The organism is Crossiella sp. NPDC003009 (genome assembly GCF_053591555.1).
In genome coordinates, this window is the sequence record NZ_JBSFUA010000039.1 from 1 (window position 1) to 17,860 (window position 17,860).

The window sequence follows — 17,860 nt, forward strand, 5'->3', positions numbered from 1 at the left end:
GGGCAGCCCACTGCTCATCGGTCAGCTCATGACGACGCACCACGAACGTGATCAAAGCAGATCACACCAGCCGCTTTGAAAACGCCCCCTAGGACTCCAGCAGCTTCCACCAGGGCACCACCGGCGCGGGCGCGGCCACGTCCACCCGCTCGCCGGGCCGGGGCACGGCCACCGCGACCTCGCGCGCCTTCGCCTCGGCCCACAGCCGGTCCACCGGCTCGGACCAGTCCTGCACGCCCAGCACGAACGTCGCCCAGTGCACCGGCACCAGCAGCCCGCCGCGCAGGTCCAGGTGCGCGGCCACGCCCTCCTCCGGCGTCATGTGGATGCCGGGCCAGTCCTGCACATAAGCGCCGATCTGCACCAGGGTCGCGTCGAACGGGCCGTGCTCCGCGCCGATCTCGGCGAAGCCGGGGAAGTAGCCGGTGTCGCCGGTGTAGAACACCCGGTGCGCGGGGCCGATCAGCGCGTAGGAGGCCCACAGCGTGTCGTCGCGTTTGAGCGCCCGCCCGGAGAAGTGCTGCGCCTCGGTCGCGATGATCTGCACCCCGGCGACGGTGGTGGACTCCGACCAGTCCAGCTCGATGATCCGCTCCTCCGGCACCCGCCAGCGCCGCAGGTGCGCCCCGACGCCCAGCGGCACCACGAACGGCGCGGTCTGGGTGCGCAGCAGGGCCCGCACGGTGGCCAGGTCCAGGTGGTCGTAGTGGTCGTGCGAGATCACCACCGCGTCCACTGCGGGCAGTGACTCCACCGGCGCGGGGGCCTCGTGCAGCCGCCGCGGCCCGCCGAAGGGCAGCGGCGAGACCCGTTCGCCCCACACCGGGTCGAGCAGGATCAGCGCGCCGTCGAGCTCGACCAGCGAGCTGGAGTGCCCATACCAAGTCAGGTGCACGCCCCGCCCGACCGGCGGCTCCGGCTCGACCAGCGGCACCGCGCCTGCCGGTTTGCGCCGCTGCTTGCCGAAGAACAGCTCGCGCGCCAGCCTGGCCCGCGCGCCGGGTGCGGCCAGCGCGTCCACCCGGTTGCGGAACAGGCCGTCGCGGTACTGCGGGGAGCGGGTCAGGCGGGCCCCGGAGGCCCGGCCGCCGAGCTGGGCCGGTAGATCCCGCAGCGTCCACGCCAGGGCGGCGGCGAGCGCGCCGAGCAGGTATCGGGTCATGCCGCTGATTCTCCCCGGTCGAGCTGTGCGCGTGCTCAGCAGCGCGCGGCGCCCGGCGGTTGTCGGTGGTCAACGGTAGTTTGACCGCTGTGAACGCTGGGGAACGCATCCAGGAGCTCGCCGACCGGATCGTCGCGCTGCGCGACGCCTACTACCGCGGCTCGCCGCAGGTGGCCGACGCCGAGTACGACGTGATCGAGGACGAGCTGCGCGCCTTGATCGAGGCGAATCCGGAGCTGGCGCCGGATCCGAACCCGCTGGAGCAGGTCGGCGCGCCCACGGTGCTGCACGCGCCGGTCCGGCACGCCCGCCCGATGCTCTCCCTGGAGAAGGCGACCAAACCGGAGCAGGTGGCCGCGTTCTTCGACCGGTTCCCCGGCCAGCCCGTGGTGGTGATGCCCAAGCTGGACGGGCTCTCGCTGTCGGTGGTCTATGAGGACGGACGGCTGGCGCGGGCGGTCACCCGCGGCGACGGCAGCACCGGCGACGACGTGACCCCGCTGGTGCGCGCCCTGGTCGACGGCGTGCCCGAGCGGGTGGACGCGCCCGGCCGGGTGGAGGTGCGCGGCGAGGCGGTGATGCTGCGCTCCACCTTCGCCGCCTACAACACCGCGCACCCGGACAAGCCGCTGATCAACCCGCGCAACGCCGCCGCGGGCACCTTGCGCGCCAAGGACCCGGCCACCGTGGCCGAGCGGCGGCTGCGCTTCTTCGGCTTCGACCTGGACACCTCCGCCGGTGGCGCCGCGGTCGACCTGGAGCAGGGCCTGCGCGACCTCGGCCTGGACGGCGCGGACATGCGGCTGTGCACCGACGCCGAGCAGGCGCAGGCGGTGATCACCGAGATCGAGCAGGGCCGCAACGACCTGGACTACGACCTGGACGGCGCGGTGCTGCGGCTGGCCAACCGGGACGCCTACGGCGCCGCGGGCACCCGCTCCAGCTCCCCGCGCGGCGCGCTGGCGTTCAAGTTCGCCGCCGAGGAGAAGACCACGGTGCTGGCCGATGTGGTCTGGGACGTCGGCAAGACCGGCAAGATCGCCCCGGTCGCGGTGCTGGAACCGGTGTTCGTCGGCGGCACCACGGTCACCCGGGCCACCCTGGCCAACCAGGAGGTGATCCGGGCCCGCGGCATCCGGATCGGCGACACCGTGCTGGTGCGCCGCGCCGGCGATGTGATCCCGTTCGTGGCAGGCGTGCTGGACGAGTCCCAGCGCACCGGCGCGGAGCAGGAGATCGTGCCGCCCAGCGCCTGCCCGTCCTGCGCGCAGCCGCTGACCGAGCAGGGCAACAGCCGGGAGTTGTTCTGCACCAACGCTTCCTGCCCCGCCCAGTCCGTGCGCAGGCTCATCCACTGGGCCTCCCGCGCCGCCGCCGACATCGAGGCCGTCGGTCCGGTGTGGATCGAACGGCTCGCCGAGTCCGGCGACCTGGAGCACCCCTCGGACTTCTACACCCTGACCGCGGAACGCCTGCTGGAGTTCGACCGCATCGGCGAGGTCTCCGCCGCCCGCATGATCGACTCCATCGCGGCCAGCCGCAACGTGGGCCTGCGCCGCGCCCTGATCGGCCTGGCCATCCCGATGGCCTCCGAGGGCACCGCCACCCGGTTGTGCCGCGCCGGTTTCGGCTCGCTGGAGGAGGTCGCCGACGCGGGCGAGCAACGACTGGTGGCGGTGGAGGACATCGGCCCGAAGGTGGCCGCCTCGCTCATCGAGCACCTCACCCGGCTGCGCCCCGAGCTCGACCGGCTGCGCGAACGCGGGGTCTGTCTTGACGTGCGCGAGGAGGACCTGCCGCCGGTGGTCGCCTCGGACGCGCCGCTGGCGGGCAAGACCGTGGTGGTCACCGGCGCGATCAGCGAGCCGCGCTCCGGGGAGAAGGTGCCCCGCCCCACCTTCCAGCGCCTGTGCGAGAAAGCGGGCGCGACCATCGCCTCCTCGGTCTCGGCCAGCACCGACCTGCTGATCACCGGGGCTGACGTCGGCGCGAGCAAGCTGACCAAGGCGGAGAAGCTCGGCGTGGAAGTCGTGGACCAGAGCGAGATCTGGCGGCAGCTGATCGAGGCGGGTATCGCCTAGCGACCGGGCCGATACCCGGGTACGGGCGGGGCCGGTAGGGCATTTATGCCACCAATGACGCGTCAATTCTGACGGGTTTTCGGGGCCGCTGCCGTACGCCGTCCGATTGGTCGGTTCGGAGTATTTTCGGGCTGGTGTTCGCTCCTATACGGTCGGTGCTGTCGGGGGCGGTTGGTCTGCGTCATTTCGTTTTCCTCGACCCCCGTACTCGTGAGGGGACAATCCGATGAGAACAAAGTCCAGCTGGCCGAGAACGGTCAGAATGCTCGCGGCGGTGGCCGGAATGGTCGTCCTCGGCGGCATCATCGCCGCCGGAGGGGCCAACGCCGCCCCGGCGCCGGCGGCGAGCGTCAGCACCGTCGAGGCCGCCAAGTCCGCGCCGGCCAAGTCCGCTCCCGTGCAGGCCGCGCCGGCCGGTGCGACGTTCACCGGCTGGGTCTGCGGTGGTTCGCCGATTCCGGCGAACCACGTGATCACCATGCTGAGCACCGCCTGCGGTGGCGTTTCCTGGTACCTGGAACCGGTCCGCAACGGGATGTGGACCTGCCTGGGCTCGCCCGTGCCCACCCCGTACGTGATCACCATGCTCAGCCCGAACGGCTGCGGCGGCACTGGCCGCTACCTCGAGCTGCCGCGCAACGGCATGTGGATCTGCCTCGGTTCGCCGCTGCCGGACGGCTACGTCATCAGCATGCTCAGCGCGAACGGCTGCGGTGGCACCGGTCAGTACATCGAGCTGCCGCGCAACGGCATGTGGACCTGTCTCGGCTCACCCATTCCGGTCGGCTACGTCATCAGCATGCTCAGCCCGAATGGCTGCGGCGGCACCGGCCGGTACATCGAACTCGCCAGAAGTGGTATGTGGGTCTGTCTCGGTTCACCCATTCCGCCGGGTTACGTCATCACCATGACCAGTCCCAACGGCTGCGGTGGCATGGGCCAGTACATCGTGCGCGCCTGAATTCGTGAGGAGATGAACTGGTGAACATCAAGTCCCGCTGGTCGGCAATGTTCAGAAAACTCGCCGCGCTCACCGGCATGGTCCTGCTCGGCGGTGTGCTCGCCGCCGGACCGGCCGCCGCGGCCCCGGTCGCGGCTGCGGCGAGTCCGGCCTTCACCGGCTGGGTGTGCGCGGGCTCGCCGATCCCGGACAACCACGTGATCACGATGCTCAACGCCAACGGGTGCAGCCGGGGCGGTTCGTGGTACCTGGAGCCCGCCCGCAACGGTCAGTGGACCTGTCTGGGCTCACCGATCCCGGTCCCGTACGTGATCACCATGCTGAACGGCAACGGCTGTGGTGGCATGGGCCGCTACATCGAACTGCCGCGCAACGGGCAGTGGACCTGCCTCGGCTCGCCGATCCCGGACGGCTACGTGATCACCATGCTGAACCCGAACGGCTGCGGCGGCATGGGGCGCTACATCGAGCTGCCCCGTGACGGGCAGTGGGTCTGCCTGGGCTCGCCGATTCCGCCCGGTTACGTCATCCAGCGGACCAACCCCAACGGCTGCGGTGGCATGGGCCAGTACATCGTGCGCGCCCGTGCCTGAGACTGTTTGAGGACACCGGGTTCGGCCCGTTCGCCCGTCGCGCGAACGGGCCGTTCCGGTGTCAGGGCGCGATCCGCACCCGGTTGCTTTCCTTGTCCGAGAGGAACAACGCCAGCTGCTCGGCCTCCTCGGCCACCGCCGTCCGGTCGGCCTTGGTGAAGCGGTCCAACGGGGTGACCACCACGGTGTCCGTCTGCACGGTCCAGGTCGCGGCGACCCGGCCGTCCACCAGCACCACGCGGGCACCGGCCACGGACAGGTTGCGGTGCGCGTCGTCGATGATCCGGGTGCGGTCCTGGTAGCCGAGGATCGCGTTGTCGAAGGCGGGCAGGAACCGCACCGGGGCAGGGGTTTCCGGGTCGGGCAGCGGCGCGCCGGGCAGGTCCAGCAGCTCCCGGCCCCGCTCGTCCCGGTAGCTGACCAGCTCCGGGCGCAGCGCGGCCACCGCGGCGGGCAGCCCGGCCGCACCGCTCCAGGCCCGCAGGTCGGCGGTGGCCGCGGGGCCGAAGGCGGCGAGGTAGCGCCGGAGCAGGTGCTGGCCGACCGGATCGGCCGGATCCGGGTCCAGCGGGTCGATCTCGCGGCCCACCCAGTCGGAGAGCAGCGCGTAGCGCGCCCCGCCCTTGGCCCGCCACAGTCCGCGCGGCGGGGTCTGCACCATGGTCAGCAGCCCGGCGACCAGCATCTCGCCGAGCGCCTTGGTCTCCGCCGAGGGCCAGCGGTCCAGCACCGCCCTGGCCAGCTCGGGCATCGAGCGGTGCGCCCCGTCGGCCATCGCCGCCCGCCCGGCGGCGGCCAGCTCGTCCAGGTCCACCCCGGCGAGCTCCTTGCGGTACACCCCGGTCACCCGCTGGCGCAGCATCGCGTTGTGTCGGGCCCGCCAGGCGAGGGTGTCGGCGGCGGTCAGCAGGTGCACGGTGCGGCGCATGAGGTGGGTGCGCACCACCTGCCGGCCGGTCAGCAGGTCCGAAAGCGCTGAGGGGTCGAAGGCCCGCAGCCGCGACCACAGCCCGATGAAGGGTTCCTGTGGTTCCTGGGCCTGCAGGCCGCCCACGTGCGCGACGGCGTCCAGCACCGGCAGCTCGGCGCGGTCGAGCAACAGCTGCCGGGCCAGCGTCGCGCGGTTGAGCGCCCGGGTGTCGAGAACGGTCACCGTGCTGACCTTAATGACCGCACCGACATCGGCGGTCAGTCCACGGTGGCGCGGATGGTCTCGCGCAGCCACCGCTGCGCCGGATCGGCGTCCAGCCGCGCGTGCCAGCACAGTCGCACCCCGGTCCCCGGCAGCCGCGCCGGAATCGGGAACCAGCGCAGGTTCAGCGCCTCGCCGAACTGCTCGGCCAGGCGTTGCGGCACCAGGCCGACCTGGCGGCTGGCCGCGACCAGCAGCAGGGCCACCGCGGCGGTCGGCACCACGGTGGCCACGTGGCGGCGCAGGCCCTCGGCCTCCAGCACCTCGTCGAGCGGACCGCGGGCGCGGCCGCGGCGGGAGGCCGAGACGTGCGGATGTTCGCACAGTTGAGCCAAGGTCGGCTTGCGGACGCGGGCCAGCGGGCTGTCGGCGTGCACGATGCCGACCGCGCGTTCCCGGTACAGCAGGGTGGTGCGCAGGTCGGGCGCGGTGCTCTCCTGGCCCGCGCCGATGTCCAGGTCGACCGAGCCGTCCCGGAGCGCCTCGATGCTCTCGCTGCCCTCGGTGACGAAGCGCAGCACCACCCCCGGCGCGACCGCGGCGGTGGCCTCGACCACCGCGGTGGCCAGGGTGGCGGCCACACCGTCGTTGATGCGGATGGTGAAGGTGCGCTTGAGCTCCCCGGGTGTGATCTCCCGGTCCGCGCTGATCAGCGCGGCGGCCTCCTCCAGCAGGGAGCGCACCCTCGGCGCGGTGCGCAGCGCGAACGGGGTGGGCGCCAGGCCGCGACCGGCGCGCACCAGGATCGGGTCGCCCATGGCCCGCCGCAACCGGCCCAGCGCCCGGCTGGTCGCCGGGATGGACAGGTGCAGGCGCTCGGCGGCCGCGGTGACGCTGCCGTCCTGGAGCAGGGCGTCGAAGACGCGCAGCAGGTTGAGGTCGAGCTGGTCGGGCATGGTTTGCATGCTACGCAACTGAGCCTTGCTCAAGTTGCGTGGCGCGCAGGTGTGGCCGGTCTCTAACTTCGGTGCCACGGCACATCGAGAAGAAGGAGAACGTGATGTCTGTGGAGTCGTTCGAGCCGGGCCTGACGGCGTTCATGCTGGTGAAGACCTCGCCGGAATGGCTTGGCATGTCGGTGGAACAGCGCGTGCACGCGTTCACGACCGAGGTCCTGCCCGCGATCAACGAGCGGGCGAAGGGCGTCCGGTCGCGGTTCTTCGACACGGAGTTCTACTCGGCGCGGGTGACCGACGTGTGGCTCTGGGAGGCCCGTGACCACGAGTCGTACCAGCTGCTCATCGAGGCGCTGCGGGACACCCCGTTCTGGGACCGCTACTTCGAGGTGGTGGAGATCCTGGTCGGCGTGGAGAACGCCTACGCCAAGAACAACAACCTCGACACCTTCGCCACGGTCAACGCCTGAGCCGGGGCGGCACGGGCGCTGACCCTCAGCCGAGCACGAACGGCAGCCGCGCGGCCAGCTCACCGAGCTCGGCCCGCTCCGCCGGGGTCGGCGCCCGCCGCCCGGTGCCCACCAGCAACGCGTCCCGGTCGCTGAACGAGGCCGGGAACCTGGCCCCGGCGAGCTGCTCCAGCATCTGTCTGGTCCGCGCCAGCCCCGCCTGGGGTGGCCCGGCCACGCCCGGCAGGTGTGCCACCAGGTCGAGGTGGTGCAGCGTCCACTCCAGCACGTACGCGCCCAGGTAGTCGCCCGCGGTGAGCACCTGGCCCTGGGTGCCGACCGTGCGGCCGGGATCGGCGAGTACGGCCGCCCGGCCCGCGGCCGCGCCGACGTCGTCCAGGTGGAACTTGAGCAGCGCCGGGTCCTGGTAGGCCGCGGCCAGCCGGACGATCAGCGCGTCCAGGGGGTCCTCGCCGGTGGGCGGGGTGTGCCCGACCGACCAGTAGGTCACCGCGTCCCTGGTCGGCTCGGTGTCCGCGGGCGTGACCAATGTGATCAGGACGTCCTGGGCGTCGATGACCAGGTGGCACACCAGGTCCCGCACCAGCCAGCCGGCACAGCCCGACGGCCGGGCGAAGTCCTCGTCCGGAAGGTCGGCGACCGTCGCGCGCAGTGCCGCCCAGGAGTCCGTGAACAGATCCATGGCCGCAAACTACCGGCGGGCTGGACCGTCGCGCTCGCCCGAAAGTTTCCGAAACTTGTTGTTACGTTTGGCGGGCGCTCCCTACATTCGGGACTCCGGCCCGGAAGGAGCTGTCCTTGCACCCCTTCATCGCCCGCCCCTGCCGGGGCAGACCCGCCGCACTCGTCCTGGCCGTGCTCGCACTCGTGCTGGCCGCCTCCTCAGGAGCCGCCGCCACCCGGCCGGACCGCGCAGGCGCGCACTGGGTGCACAGCTGGACCGCCATGCCGCAGCAGGCCGCCACCGCCGACCTGCCACCGCCGCCGTTCACCCAGGACGGCGTGGTCCTGGCCAACGCCACGCTGCGCCAGACCGTGCACGCCTCCCTGGGCGGCACCCGGATCCGGCTGCGGTTCTCCAACGCCTTCGGCACCGCCGCCCTGCCGATCGCCGCGGTCTCGGTGGCGCTGCCGCAGGGCGGCGCGGCTGGGGTAAGCGCTGTCCAGCCGGGTTCCGTGCGGCCGGTGACCTTCCAGGGCAAGGCGTCGACGATCGTGCAGCGCGGCGCGCAGGCGGTGTCCGATCCGCTGGACTTCCCGCTGGCCGCCCAGGCGAACCTGACCGTGACCACGTACCTGGCGCAGGGGCTGCCGGCGAGCTCGGTCACCGCGCACCCCGGTTCCCGCACCACCTCACACCTGGTGCAGGGCAACGAAGTCATGGCCACCGACCTGACCCGGCCGACCGCCACCGACCGCTGGTACCTGCTCAGCGGGATCGAGGTGTGGTCGGGGGCGTCCGCCGCGGCCGTCGCGGTTGTCGGCGACTCGCTGACCGACGGCCGAGGCTCCACCCACAACGTGAACAACCGCTGGCCGGACCGGCTGCTCGCCCGGTTGCGGGCGAACCCGGCCACCGCCGCGGTCGCGGTGCTCAACCAGGCCGCCGGCGGCAACCGCGTGCTCAACCACGGCATTGGCCCCAGCGCGCTGTCCCGGCTGGACCGGGATGTGCTGGCGCACAGCGGAGTCGCCTGGCTGGTGCTGTTCGAGGGGATCAACGACATCGGCGGCTCCGCGCTCACCGAACAGGCGCAGCATCAGATGTCCCAGGAGCTGATCGCCGCCTACGACCAGATCATCATCCAGTCGCACGCCCAGGGCATCCGGGTGTACGGGGCGACCCTGCTGCCCTTCGGCGGCTCCAGCTACGACGACCCCGGCAACCTCCGCGAGGCCACCCGGCAGCGCGTCAACGACTGGGTCCGCACCAGCAACCGCTTCGACGCGGTCATCGACCTGGACCGGGCGGTCCGGGACCCGCGTGACCCGTCCACCCTGCTGCCCGCCTACGACACCGGCGACCACCTGCACCTCAACCCGGCCGGCTACCAGGCCCTGGCCAACGCCGTGCCGGAACGCCTGTTCACCGGCGTGAGCGGGAGCCCGCGATGACGGCCGAAGGTGTGCCGCGCAGGGACTTCCTCCGGCTGCTCACCGCGCTGGGCGCCGGCAGCGCGCTCAGCACCGGGGTGGCCTCGGCCGGGACCGAGGAGTACGTCACCGCGCAGCGCGGGGGCGGCCGGTTCCCCTTGGTGGCAAAGGGAAAGGCCGCGACCTTGGTGGTGAGCTTGGCGGACGCGCCCGGTGTGCGCCGGGTGGCCGCCGACCTCCAGGCCGACGTCGAGCGGGTCACCGGCATCCGGCCCGAGCTGGTGACCGACCGGATCCCGCCCGGCCCGGTAGTGCTGATCGGGACCATCGGCGGCAGCCCGCTGGTGGATGAACTCGTTGCGGCCCAACGGCTGGATGTCACCGGCATCGCGGGCGCGTGGGAGACCTCGCTGAGCCAGGTCGTCGGCGGCCGCCTGGTGCTCACCGGCAGCGACCAGCGCGGGGTGATCTACGGCGTCTACGAGCTGTCCCGGCGGATCGGCGTCTCGCCGTGGCACTGGTGGGCCGACGTGCCGCCGGTCCGGGCCGCCGAACTGCACGTGCGGCCGCAGCGGCAGAGCCTGGGCACGCCGGTGGTGAAGTACCGCGGGTTCTTCATCAACGACGAGAACCCGGCGCTGGGCACCTGGGCTCCGGCCTACTTCGGGCCCGGCCTGGCGCCGGGACACCCCGGCGGGTTCAACCGCCACTTCTACGCCAAGGTCTTCGAGACGATGCTGCGGCTGCGCGCCAACTACCTGTGGCCCGCGGTGTGGGGGCGTGCCTTCGCCGAGGACGACCCTGGCAACCACGCCATGGCCAAGGAGTACGGCGTCGTCATCGGCACCTCGCACGAGGCGCCCATGATGCGCGGCATCGAGGAGTGGAACCGGCACGCCGTGCCCGCGGTGCGCGACCAGGACGGCAAGATCGTCACCCCTGGCCGGGATCCCTACGGCGGCACCGGGGAGTGGAGCTTCCGGCGCAACGCCGAGGCGGTCAAGGCCTACTGGGCCGAGGGCATCCGCCGGATGATGCGCGAGGACTTCGAGGGCGTGGTCACCATCGGCATGCGCGGCAACGGCGACACCCGCCTGCCCGACGGCGACGGCATCGAGCTGATGCGGGAGATCCTGGCCGCCGAGCGGGAGATCCTGGCCCGCGAGACCGGCCGGGACGTGACCACCGTGCCGCAGGTCTGGACCCTCTACAAGGAGGTCCAGCGCTACTGGGACAAGGGTCTGCGCCCGCCCGACGACGTGACCGTGGTGTTCACCGACGACAACTGGGGCAACATCCGCAAGCACCCCGATCCCGCGCTGCCACCGCGCGCCGGCGGGTACGGGCTGTATTACCACTTCGACTACGTGGGGCTGGGCCGCAACTACAAGTGGGTGGACACCACCCTGCTGGCCAACACCTGGGAACAGCTGCACCAGGCCATGGCCTACGGCACCGACCGGCTCTGGGTGGTCAACGTCGGGGACATGAAGGGCAACGAGCTGCCGCTGCAGTTCTTCCTGGACTACGCGTGGGATCCGGACGCGTGGCCGCTGGCGCGACTGTCCACATGGGAGCGTCAGTTCGCCGGGGAGAACTTCGGCCGGGGACTGGCGGCCGAGGTGGCCGAGGTGATGCACACCTACGGGTCGTTGCAGTCCCGCCGCAAGCCGGAGCTGCTCAACCGGCGGATCACCCTGGACCCGGCCAAGGACCCGGCGACCGACCCCGCCGCCGTGGTCTACGACGACCAGGCGAGTCCGTTCAGCCTGGTGCACTACCGCGAGCTGGACACCGTAACCGAGCAGTGGCAGGACCTGGCCGCCCGCGCCGAGCGGCTTGCCGCCCGGGTGCCCGCGGCCTGCCGCGACGCCTACTTCGAGCTGGTCGGCTATCCGGTCCAGGCCTCGGCGAACCTCTACGCCCTGCGCCGCGCGGAGTTCACCAACCTGCTGCACGCCGCCCAGGGCCGGGCCTCGGCCAACGAGCTGGCCACCGTCACCGAGGCCCGCTTCGCCCAGGACCAGGCGCTGGCCGAGCGCTTCAACACCGGGATCGCCGGTGGGAAGTGGCGGGGGTTCCAGACCCAGCCGCACATCGGGTACGGCGACATCGCCCGCTACGGCCCGGACGCCCCGTGGCAGCAACCGGAACGCGACCACATCGCGCTGCCGGACGAGGTCTTCCCCCCGGTGCGCAGGCTCACGCTGCCCGTCGCCGCCGAACTGGGGGTCGCCGTCGACGGCGACGAGCGGTGGTGGCCAGCGGCCGCAGGAAACCCCGTGCTGCCGGAGTTCAGCCCGTTCCAGACCACGCCGGGGCAGTACCTCGACGTGTTCAACCGCGGCCGCACCCCGTTCCACTGCCTGGTGACCACGGGCGCGCCCTGGCTGCTGGTCGAACCCAGGGGCGGCAAGGTGGCCACCGAGCTGCGGATGGGCGTGCGGGTGGACTGGGCGCGAGCCCCGAAGGGCACAACCCGGGTGCCTATAACGGTTTCCGGCGCTGGGCGGCAGGTCACCGTGCAGGCCGTTATCGCCAACCCCGAGCTGCCGGCGGCGTGGCGGCGCGGCTTCATCGAGGCCGGTGGCCACGTCTCGATGTCGGCAGAACACTGCTCGGCCAACATCGGCACCGCGGCCGCGAAATGGCGGCGCATCCCGGACCTGGGCCGGACCGGCGCCGGGATGACCCCGTTCCCGGTCACCGCGCCGAGCCAGGCCGTGGGCGCGGGACCGCGCCTCGAATACCGGATGACGCTGTTCACCACCGGCCCCGTGACGGTGTGGGCGTACCTGTCGCCGCGGTGCAACGTGCTGCCGGGCAGCGGGCCACGCTACGCGGTCGGCTTCGACGGGGAGCGGCCGCAGGTGGTCAACACCACCACCGCCTCTGGCAGCGACGACATGACCATGAACCGCCAGTGGGCCCGGGCCACCTCGGACAACGTGCACCGCCTCGCCACCCGGCACGTCATCGCCGAGCCGGGGCCGCACGTGCTCACGGTGTGGATGGTCGACCCGACCGTGGTGGTGCAACACCTCGTCGTCGACACCGGCGGGCTGCGTCCCAGCTACCTCGGCCCACCGGAAAGCCTGCGGCTCTAGGAGCGCAGGTACGAAGCCCCGTTGAGATCCACGATCGTCCCGGACGCCCAGGCGGACTCCGGCGCGGCCAGGTGCAGCACGGTGTGCGCGATCTCCCCGGGCGTGCCGACCCGGCCGAACGGGCTCTCCCGGCGCAGTGCGTCCCCGGTTTCGCCACCGAGCTTGGCCTGCTGCCGCTCGGTGGCGACGAACCCCGGCGCCACCGAGGTCACCGCGATGCCGTGTGGTGCCAGCGCCACCGCCAGCGACTGGCCGAGGGCGTGCAGCGCGGCTTTGCTCGCGCCGTAGGCCGGGTGGGCGGGTTCGCCGCGGAAGGCGCCGCGTGAGCCGATGTTGACGATGCTGCCCGGCGCGCCGCGGTCGATCAGGTGCCGGGCCACCGCCCAGGTCACGTTGGCCGCGCCCAGCAGGTTGACCTCGATCATCTGCCGCCAGGCGGCCACCCAGTCCGGGTAGCCGACCTCGGCGGGGTCGTGCCGGTTGGCCGCGGTGGGGGCCACGGCGGCGTTGTTGACCAGCACGTCCACCCGGCCCAGTGCGGCCACCGCATCCGCGGCGATCCGTTGCGCGGCAACCGGATCGCCGAGATCACCGGTCACCAGCGCGTGCCCGTCGCCCGGCAGTGCGGCCAGGGTCGCCTCGGCGTCCTCGTGCGCCCTGGTGCTGTGCACGGCCACCCGCTCGCCCGCGCCGGCGAAGGCCACCGCCACCGCCCTGCCGATGCCCCGGGACGCCCCGGTGACCAGCACCCCTCTGCGCTCCACCACCGCGCCACCCCTCCCGAACACGTACGTCCTTGTCCGGGAAGTACACCAGGTGTCGCCCCGATGTTCAGGCGCGGCGCACCGTGATCTCGTCGATCAGCGTGCCGTCCTCGGCGAGTGCCCGCACCGTCATCCGCGCCGGCGCCACCTCGACCGCCACCAGGCCGTACCCTCGGTAGCGCACCCGGGACCAGCCGACCTTGGTGTCGGTGTGGCTGTCGCTGTTCTTCTTGAAGCACTTCATCGTCGGCGAGCCGCTGCTGTCCTCGTGGCCAAGGTAGCTCTCCGGTACGTCGCGGTAGAACTTGTCCAGCCCCTGCCCGCCACCACCGGCGGTGATGTAGGTGGTGCCGTCCGTGGCCGGGACGACCGTGCCCCTTGGCTTGACCTGCTTGGTGCCCTTGCCCGCGCGGATCGGGTCGGTGCGCTCGTAGAGGCGGTTGTGCGCGTTGAGCACCAGGTCGACCTTGTGCTTGTCGAACAGCGGGGCCCACTTCTGCTGGGCCACGCTTTCCGCGCCACCGGCGTCAGCGGTGGAGTACGGGGCGTGGTGCAGGTAGACCACGATGAACTCGATCGTGCGGTCGGCGCGGAACTTGCCGAGCTGGGTGTCCAGCCACTTGAGCTGCTTGCCCTTGGTGTGGTCGTAGTTGGCGGTGTTGCGGTAGCAGATGTCGTTGCCGTCCAGGCAGAGCAGCCCGACGTTCTGGTAGCGCCAGGAGTAGATGCCGGTGGCGCCGCTCCACGCGTTGTCCGGCATGGTGAACCTGGCCTTGAACCCGCCGTAACCGCTGGCGGAGTACCAGTCCTCCATCTCCCGGTTGCCGAGCGCGACCATCCACGGGGTGCCGGCGGCGACGATCTCGTTCTGTGCGAAGTAGGAGTCCCACCGGGCCGCGTCGTACTTGTCGGTGTCCGTGTGCCCGCCCTCGTTTCCTGCTGCGCCGGAGGTGATGGCGTAGCTCAGGTTGCCGAGGCCGAGGGTGAACGCCGGGGCGAGGTCGGCGAGCTGGCTGTTGGCCCGGCGCGCGTTGTAACCGACACCCTGGTCGCCGAAGGCGGTGAAGGTGAACGGCTCGGCGCTCCCGGCGGCGGGGGCGGTGCGGAAGGTGGCGATCTCACCGGGACGGCCGCTGGTGGTGGGGTCGTAGTCCTGGTGGCCCACCACGTAGAAGTAGGTGGTGCCGGGGGAGAGGCCGGTGAGCCGGACGTGCGGGTAGTGCTGGCTCATGGTGGCTGGCGCGTGCGGCGGGAAGTCGTGTTCGGACTGCTGCCAGGCCAGCTCGCTGTCGAGTGTGCGGACCTCGGCGGCGATCGGCGGGCCGAACTTCCCTGCTGTGGTGGCGATCCGGACGTACGGGCGGGTCACCGCGCCCAGCTCCTGCCAGGAGATCACCACCTGCCTGGACGGGTCCGCGCCGTAGGCCAGGTGTCGTCCGAGTGGGCGCAGTCGCTGGGCCACGGCGCTCGGCGCGGCCGTCGCGGCGGCGGGCAGCAGGGTGCTCGCGGTGACCACCGCGCCGCCCACGGCGCCTGCCCGGAACAGCGACCGGCGCGAGTACCGGGCTTCCTGCCGTGGCTCAGACATGGCTTCTCCGCATGGTGATCTCGTCGACCAGCTGGCCGGTCTCGGTGAGCGCGCGAACCTTCAGCTGAGCAGGAGCGCCGTTGGCGGCCGGGGTGACGTCCACCGCGACCAGGCTGTAGCCCCGGTAGCGCACCCGGGACCAGCCCACCTTGATCTTCTCGGTCGGCCCGTTCTCCTGGTCCAGCCGCATGGTGGCGGTGGCGTCCCGGACGTGGCCGAGGTAGGAGTCCTCGATCGAGCGGTCGGTCCACTTGTTGACGCTCTCGCCGCCGCCACCGGCGGTGATGTAGGTGGTGCCGTCCTTGACCGGGTTGACCGTGCCGCGGATCGCGGCCTGCCTGGTGCCCTTGCCCGCGCGGATCGGGTCGGTGCGCTCGTAGACGTGGTTGTGCCCGTTGAGCACCAGGTCCACCTGGTACCGGTCGAACAGCGGGGCCCACTTCTGTTGCGCGCCAAGCTCAGCGCCGTTGGAGTCCGAAGTGGAGTACGTGCACTGGTGGCAGTAGACCACGATGAAGTCGATCGTCGGGTCGCCGCGGAACTTGGCCAGCTGGGCACCCAGCCACTTGAGCTGCTTGCCCTCGGTGTAGTCCAAGTTGGACGGACTGTTGTAGCAGATGTCGTTGCCGTCCAAGCTGATCAGGCCGACGTTCTGGTACCGCCAGGAGTAGATGCAGGTGGAGCCGTCCCAGGCGTTGTCCGGCATGGTGAACCGGGCCCGCATGCCACCGTAGCCGTGGTTGTCGTACCAGCCCTCCATCTCGTGGTTGCCCAGCGCGACCATCCACGGGACCTCGGCGGCGATGGGCTCGTTCTGCGCGAAGAAGGAGTCCCACTTGCGCGCGTCGTAGCTGTCCTCCTCCGGGTGCCCGCCCTCGCCGTTGAGCGCGTAGCTCATATCGCCCATGGCCAGGTGGAACTCCGGGCCGAGGTCGGCGACCAGGCTGTTGGTGGCCAGCGCGTGGTAGCCGACCCCCTGGTCACCGAAGGCGGTGAAGGAGAACGCGGCGGTGCTCGCCGGGGTCGGCGCGGTGCGGAAGGTGGCGATCTCGCCGAGCCGCCCGCTGGTGAGCGGGTCGTAGCCCTGGTGGCCGACCACATAGTAGTAGGTGGTGCCGGGCAGCAGGTTGTCCAGCCGGACGTGGTGGTAGTACTGGGTGACGGCTTTGCCGAGGTGCGGCGAGAACGTGTGATCCGGTTGCTGCCAGGCCAGGTCACTGGTCAGCGCACGCACCTCGGCAGGCGCCGGAGAGCCGAGCTCCCCTGCCGCGGTGCCGAACCGGAGGTAGGGCGCGGTCACCCTGGCCGGGGTCTGCCAGGAGACCACGACGGTCTGGGCGGGGTCCGCGCCGAAAGCGAGGTGCCGTCCGAAGGGGCGCAAGGCCGATCCGGGCACCGTGGGCGCGTTGAGCAGCAGGGTGGGCGCGGTGAAGGTGGTGGACGCGGCCGCGTGGGGCGCCAGCAGGCCGCCGGTGGCCAGCGCGGCACCGCCCATGGCGCCGAGCCGGAGGATGCCGCGGCGGGAGTGCTCGTACCGCTCCGCGAGGCTGGGTCGGGCGGCTGGATCGCGCATTCCCCGAGGTTAGGAAGCACTCTTTACTAAAGTCAATCGGCCTGCCCGAGGGCTGTGACTTCCCACAGTGCGCGGGCCCCTCGGTCGCTAGACTTGGGCCGGTGCTCACCATCAGCCAGCTCGCGGCCACCGCGGGCGTGACCGTGCGCGCCGTCCGGCACTACCACCAGGTCGGCCTGCTGCCCGAGCCCGAACGCGACTCCTCCGGCTACCGCCGCTACCCGGCGCAGGCGGCGGTGGACCTGATCCGGATCAAGACCCTGGCCGAGGCCGGGGTGCCGCTGGCCCGCATCGACGCGCTGCGGCACGCCGATCCCGCCGAGTTCGCCGAGGCCGTGGCCGACATCGACGCGGAGCTGCGGCGCAAGATGGACCAGCTCGCCGAGCACCGCCGCCGGATCGCCGCACTGGTCAGCGGCGACGGCCTGGTGCTGCCGCCGGAGGTGGTCGCCAACCTGGACCGGATGCGCGCCCTCGGGGTCAGCGAGCCAACGCTGCGGCTGGAACGCGACACCTGGATCCTGTTGCGGGCACTGGACCCGGAGGCCCTGCCGAAGTGGGCGGCGGACAAGAAGGCCAGCTTCGAGGACCCGGAGACGGTGCGCCTGTTCCTGCGCTGCGACGAGTCGCTGGGCTGGGAGCCGGACGACCCCAGGGTGGAGGAGTTCATCGAGGAGCTCTACGCCTGGGAGGTCCAGCGCGGCCACGACGTCAGCGAGGCGGACCAGGCGCGGTTCGCCTTCTCCCGGGTCGCCGAGGCATCCCCGACCTGGCAGCGCATCTTCGCCGAACTGGACCACCGCCGCAGGGCGGCCGCGGCACAGGCGGCCCGGACATGAGACCAGCGCTGCTGATCGTGGACATGCAGGAGGTGCTGATCCCGCTCATCTGGCGCGGGGCGGCACTGGCCGACCGGATCGCCGTGCTGGCGCGCGCCGCCCGCGACCGGGGTGTGCCGGTGATCGCGTTGCGGCAGACCGGCGACCCCGGCACGCTGTTCGACCCCGGGTCACCGGGCAGCAGGCTGAGCGCGCGGCTGGGCCTTGCGCCAACGGACGTGGTGGTGCCCAAGACCGCCACGGATGCCTTCTACCGCACCGACCTCGCGGCCCTGCTCGCTGAACGAGGTGTGGACACCGTGGTGCTCACCGGCGTGGCCACCGACTACTGCGTGGACGCCACCGCGCGGTCCGCGCTGAGTCACCGCCTGGACGTGCTGCTGGTCGCCGACGGCCACGCCCCGGCCGCCGAGGGCGACCCGGAGGCGGTCCTGAGCGCGGCGCAGATCGTCCACCGGCACAACCGGATCCTCAGCACCAGCATCCACCCCGGCGGCTCGGTGCGGGTGTGCGCGGCGGCGGAGGTGTTCCGGGACTGAC

The 17,860-nt window shown here is 71.9% G+C and carries 15 protein-coding genes; 8 read left to right on the forward strand and 7 right to left on the reverse strand.

From position 1 onward, the window contains the following. Positions 1-88: 88 nt before the first annotated feature. Positions 89-1,162: an MBL fold metallo-hydrolase gene (locus ACWDY5_RS30860; RefSeq protein WP_449725654.1), complete on the reverse strand. Its 1,074-nt coding sequence runs from the start codon at positions 1,160-1,162 to the stop codon at positions 89-91. An 89-nt stretch (positions 1,163-1,251) separates the two neighbouring features. On the opposite strand from ACWDY5_RS30860, the gene ligA reads away from it, so the two are divergent. The 3 genes from ligA to ACWDY5_RS30875 all read left to right on the forward strand — a co-directional run bounded on the left by ligA (position 1,252) and on the right by ACWDY5_RS30875 (position 4,797). Beyond that, positions 1,252-3,243 (forward strand): NAD-dependent DNA ligase LigA, encoded by a 1,992-nt coding sequence (gene ligA, locus ACWDY5_RS30865; protein ID WP_449725655.1) that lies wholly within the window; start codon positions 1,252-1,254, stop codon positions 3,241-3,243. A gap of 274 nt (positions 3,244-3,517) precedes the next feature. Next, positions 3,518-4,204: a hypothetical protein gene (locus ACWDY5_RS30870; RefSeq protein WP_449725656.1), complete on the forward strand. Its 687-nt coding sequence runs from the start codon at positions 3,518-3,520 to the stop codon at positions 4,202-4,204. A 20-nt stretch (positions 4,205-4,224) separates the two neighbouring features. After that, entirely contained in the window at positions 4,225-4,797 is a 573-nt protein-coding gene (locus tag ACWDY5_RS30875) for a hypothetical protein (protein ID WP_449725657.1), read from the forward strand. A gap of 61 nt (positions 4,798-4,858) precedes the next feature. Here ACWDY5_RS30875 and ACWDY5_RS30880 read toward each other — a convergent pair whose 3' ends face one another. Further along, the gene (locus tag ACWDY5_RS30880; protein ID WP_449725658.1) at positions 4,859-5,950 is read right to left on the reverse strand and encodes a winged helix DNA-binding domain-containing protein; all 1,092 of its coding nucleotides are present in this window, start codon (positions 5,948-5,950) and stop codon (positions 4,859-4,861) included. A 35-nt stretch (positions 5,951-5,985) separates the two neighbouring features. Continuing rightward, positions 5,986-6,885, reverse strand: a complete 900-nt coding sequence (locus tag ACWDY5_RS30885; protein WP_449725659.1) for a LysR family transcriptional regulator — start codon at positions 6,883-6,885, stop codon at positions 5,986-5,988. A 104-nt stretch (positions 6,886-6,989) separates the two neighbouring features. Here ACWDY5_RS30885 and ACWDY5_RS30890 point away from each other — a divergent pair, with 104 nt between their 5' ends. Continuing rightward, positions 6,990-7,355 carry a darcynin family protein gene (locus tag ACWDY5_RS30890; RefSeq protein ID WP_449725660.1) on the forward strand — a complete coding sequence of 122 codons (366 nt, stop codon included), beginning with the start codon at positions 6,990-6,992 and terminating at the stop codon, positions 7,353-7,355. A 25-nt stretch (positions 7,356-7,380) separates the two neighbouring features. Here ACWDY5_RS30890 and ACWDY5_RS30895 read toward each other — a convergent pair whose 3' ends face one another. After that, complete coding sequence (locus tag ACWDY5_RS30895) at positions 7,381-8,037, reverse strand: maleylpyruvate isomerase N-terminal domain-containing protein (protein WP_449725661.1); 657 nt, start codon at positions 8,035-8,037, stop codon at positions 7,381-7,383. A gap of 116 nt (positions 8,038-8,153) precedes the next feature. Here ACWDY5_RS30895 and ACWDY5_RS30900 point away from each other — a divergent pair, with 116 nt between their 5' ends. Both ACWDY5_RS30900 and ACWDY5_RS30905 read left to right on the forward strand, forming a co-directional pair. After that, on the forward strand, positions 8,154-9,470 hold the full coding sequence (locus tag ACWDY5_RS30900; RefSeq protein ID WP_449725662.1) for an SGNH/GDSL hydrolase family protein: 1,317 nt from the start codon (positions 8,154-8,156) through the stop codon (positions 9,468-9,470). After that, positions 9,467-12,556, forward strand: a complete 3,090-nt coding sequence (locus ACWDY5_RS30905; RefSeq protein ID WP_449725663.1) for a glycosyl hydrolase 115 family protein — start codon at positions 9,467-9,469, stop codon at positions 12,554-12,556. Before ACWDY5_RS30900 ends, ACWDY5_RS30905 begins: the two co-directional genes overlap by 4 nt. Here the strand turns inward: ACWDY5_RS30905 and ACWDY5_RS30910 are convergent. The 3 genes from ACWDY5_RS30910 to ACWDY5_RS30920 all read right to left on the reverse strand — a co-directional run bounded on the left by ACWDY5_RS30910 (position 12,553) and on the right by ACWDY5_RS30920 (position 16,481). Beyond that, on the reverse strand, positions 12,553-13,323 hold the full coding sequence (locus ACWDY5_RS30910) for an SDR family NAD(P)-dependent oxidoreductase (protein WP_449725664.1): 771 nt from the start codon (positions 13,321-13,323) through the stop codon (positions 12,553-12,555). The genes ACWDY5_RS30905 and ACWDY5_RS30910 overlap by 4 nt on opposite strands. A 64-nt stretch (positions 13,324-13,387) precedes the next feature. Then, a complete protein-coding gene (locus ACWDY5_RS30915; protein ID WP_449725665.1) occupies positions 13,388-14,908 on the reverse strand; it encodes a purple acid phosphatase family protein in 1,521 nt (506 codons plus the stop codon). Then, positions 14,901-16,481 (reverse strand): purple acid phosphatase family protein, encoded by a 1,581-nt coding sequence (locus ACWDY5_RS30920; RefSeq protein ID WP_449725666.1) that lies wholly within the window; start codon positions 16,479-16,481, stop codon positions 14,901-14,903. The genes ACWDY5_RS30915 and ACWDY5_RS30920 overlap by 8 nt, the downstream gene beginning before the upstream one ends. 101 nt (positions 16,482-16,582) lie before the next feature. Here ACWDY5_RS30920 and ACWDY5_RS30925 point away from each other — a divergent pair, with 101 nt between their 5' ends. Then, positions 16,583-17,320: a MerR family transcriptional regulator gene (locus ACWDY5_RS30925; protein ID WP_449725667.1), complete on the forward strand. Its 738-nt coding sequence runs from the start codon at positions 16,583-16,585 to the stop codon at positions 17,318-17,320. After that, positions 17,317-17,859, forward strand: a complete 543-nt coding sequence (locus ACWDY5_RS30930) for an isochorismatase family cysteine hydrolase (protein ID WP_449725668.1) — start codon at positions 17,317-17,319, stop codon at positions 17,857-17,859. The genes ACWDY5_RS30925 and ACWDY5_RS30930 overlap by 4 nt, the downstream gene beginning before the upstream one ends. Position 17,860: the final 1 nt, after the last annotated feature.

Excerpts from the sequence above, each read along its gene's own strand:
- ACWDY5_RS30860 (WP_449725654.1), bottom strand. The coding sequence starts at position 1,162 with ATGACCCGATACCTGCTCGGCGCGCTCGCCGCCGCCCTGGCGTGGACG.
- ACWDY5_RS30885 (WP_449725659.1), bottom strand. The coding sequence starts at position 6,885 with ATGCCCGACCAGCTCGACCTCAACCTGCTGCGCGTCTTCGACGCCCTG.
- ACWDY5_RS30890 (WP_449725660.1), top strand. The coding sequence starts at position 6,990 with ATGTCTGTGGAGTCGTTCGAGCCGGGCCTGACGGCGTTCATGCTGGTG.
- ACWDY5_RS30895 (WP_449725661.1), bottom strand. The coding sequence starts at position 8,037 with ATGGATCTGTTCACGGACTCCTGGGCGGCACTGCGCGCGACGGTCGCC.
- ACWDY5_RS30905 (WP_449725663.1), top strand. The coding sequence starts at position 9,467 with ATGACGGCCGAAGGTGTGCCGCGCAGGGACTTCCTCCGGCTGCTCACC.
- ACWDY5_RS30915 (WP_449725665.1), bottom strand. The coding sequence starts at position 14,908 with ATGTCTGAGCCACGGCAGGAAGCCCGGTACTCGCGCCGGTCGCTGTTC.
- ACWDY5_RS30920 (WP_449725666.1), bottom strand. The coding sequence starts at position 16,481 with ATGCGCGATCCAGCCGCCCGACCCAGCCTCGCGGAGCGGTACGAGCAC.
- ACWDY5_RS30930 (WP_449725668.1), top strand. The coding sequence starts at position 17,317 with ATGAGACCAGCGCTGCTGATCGTGGACATGCAGGAGGTGCTGATCCCG.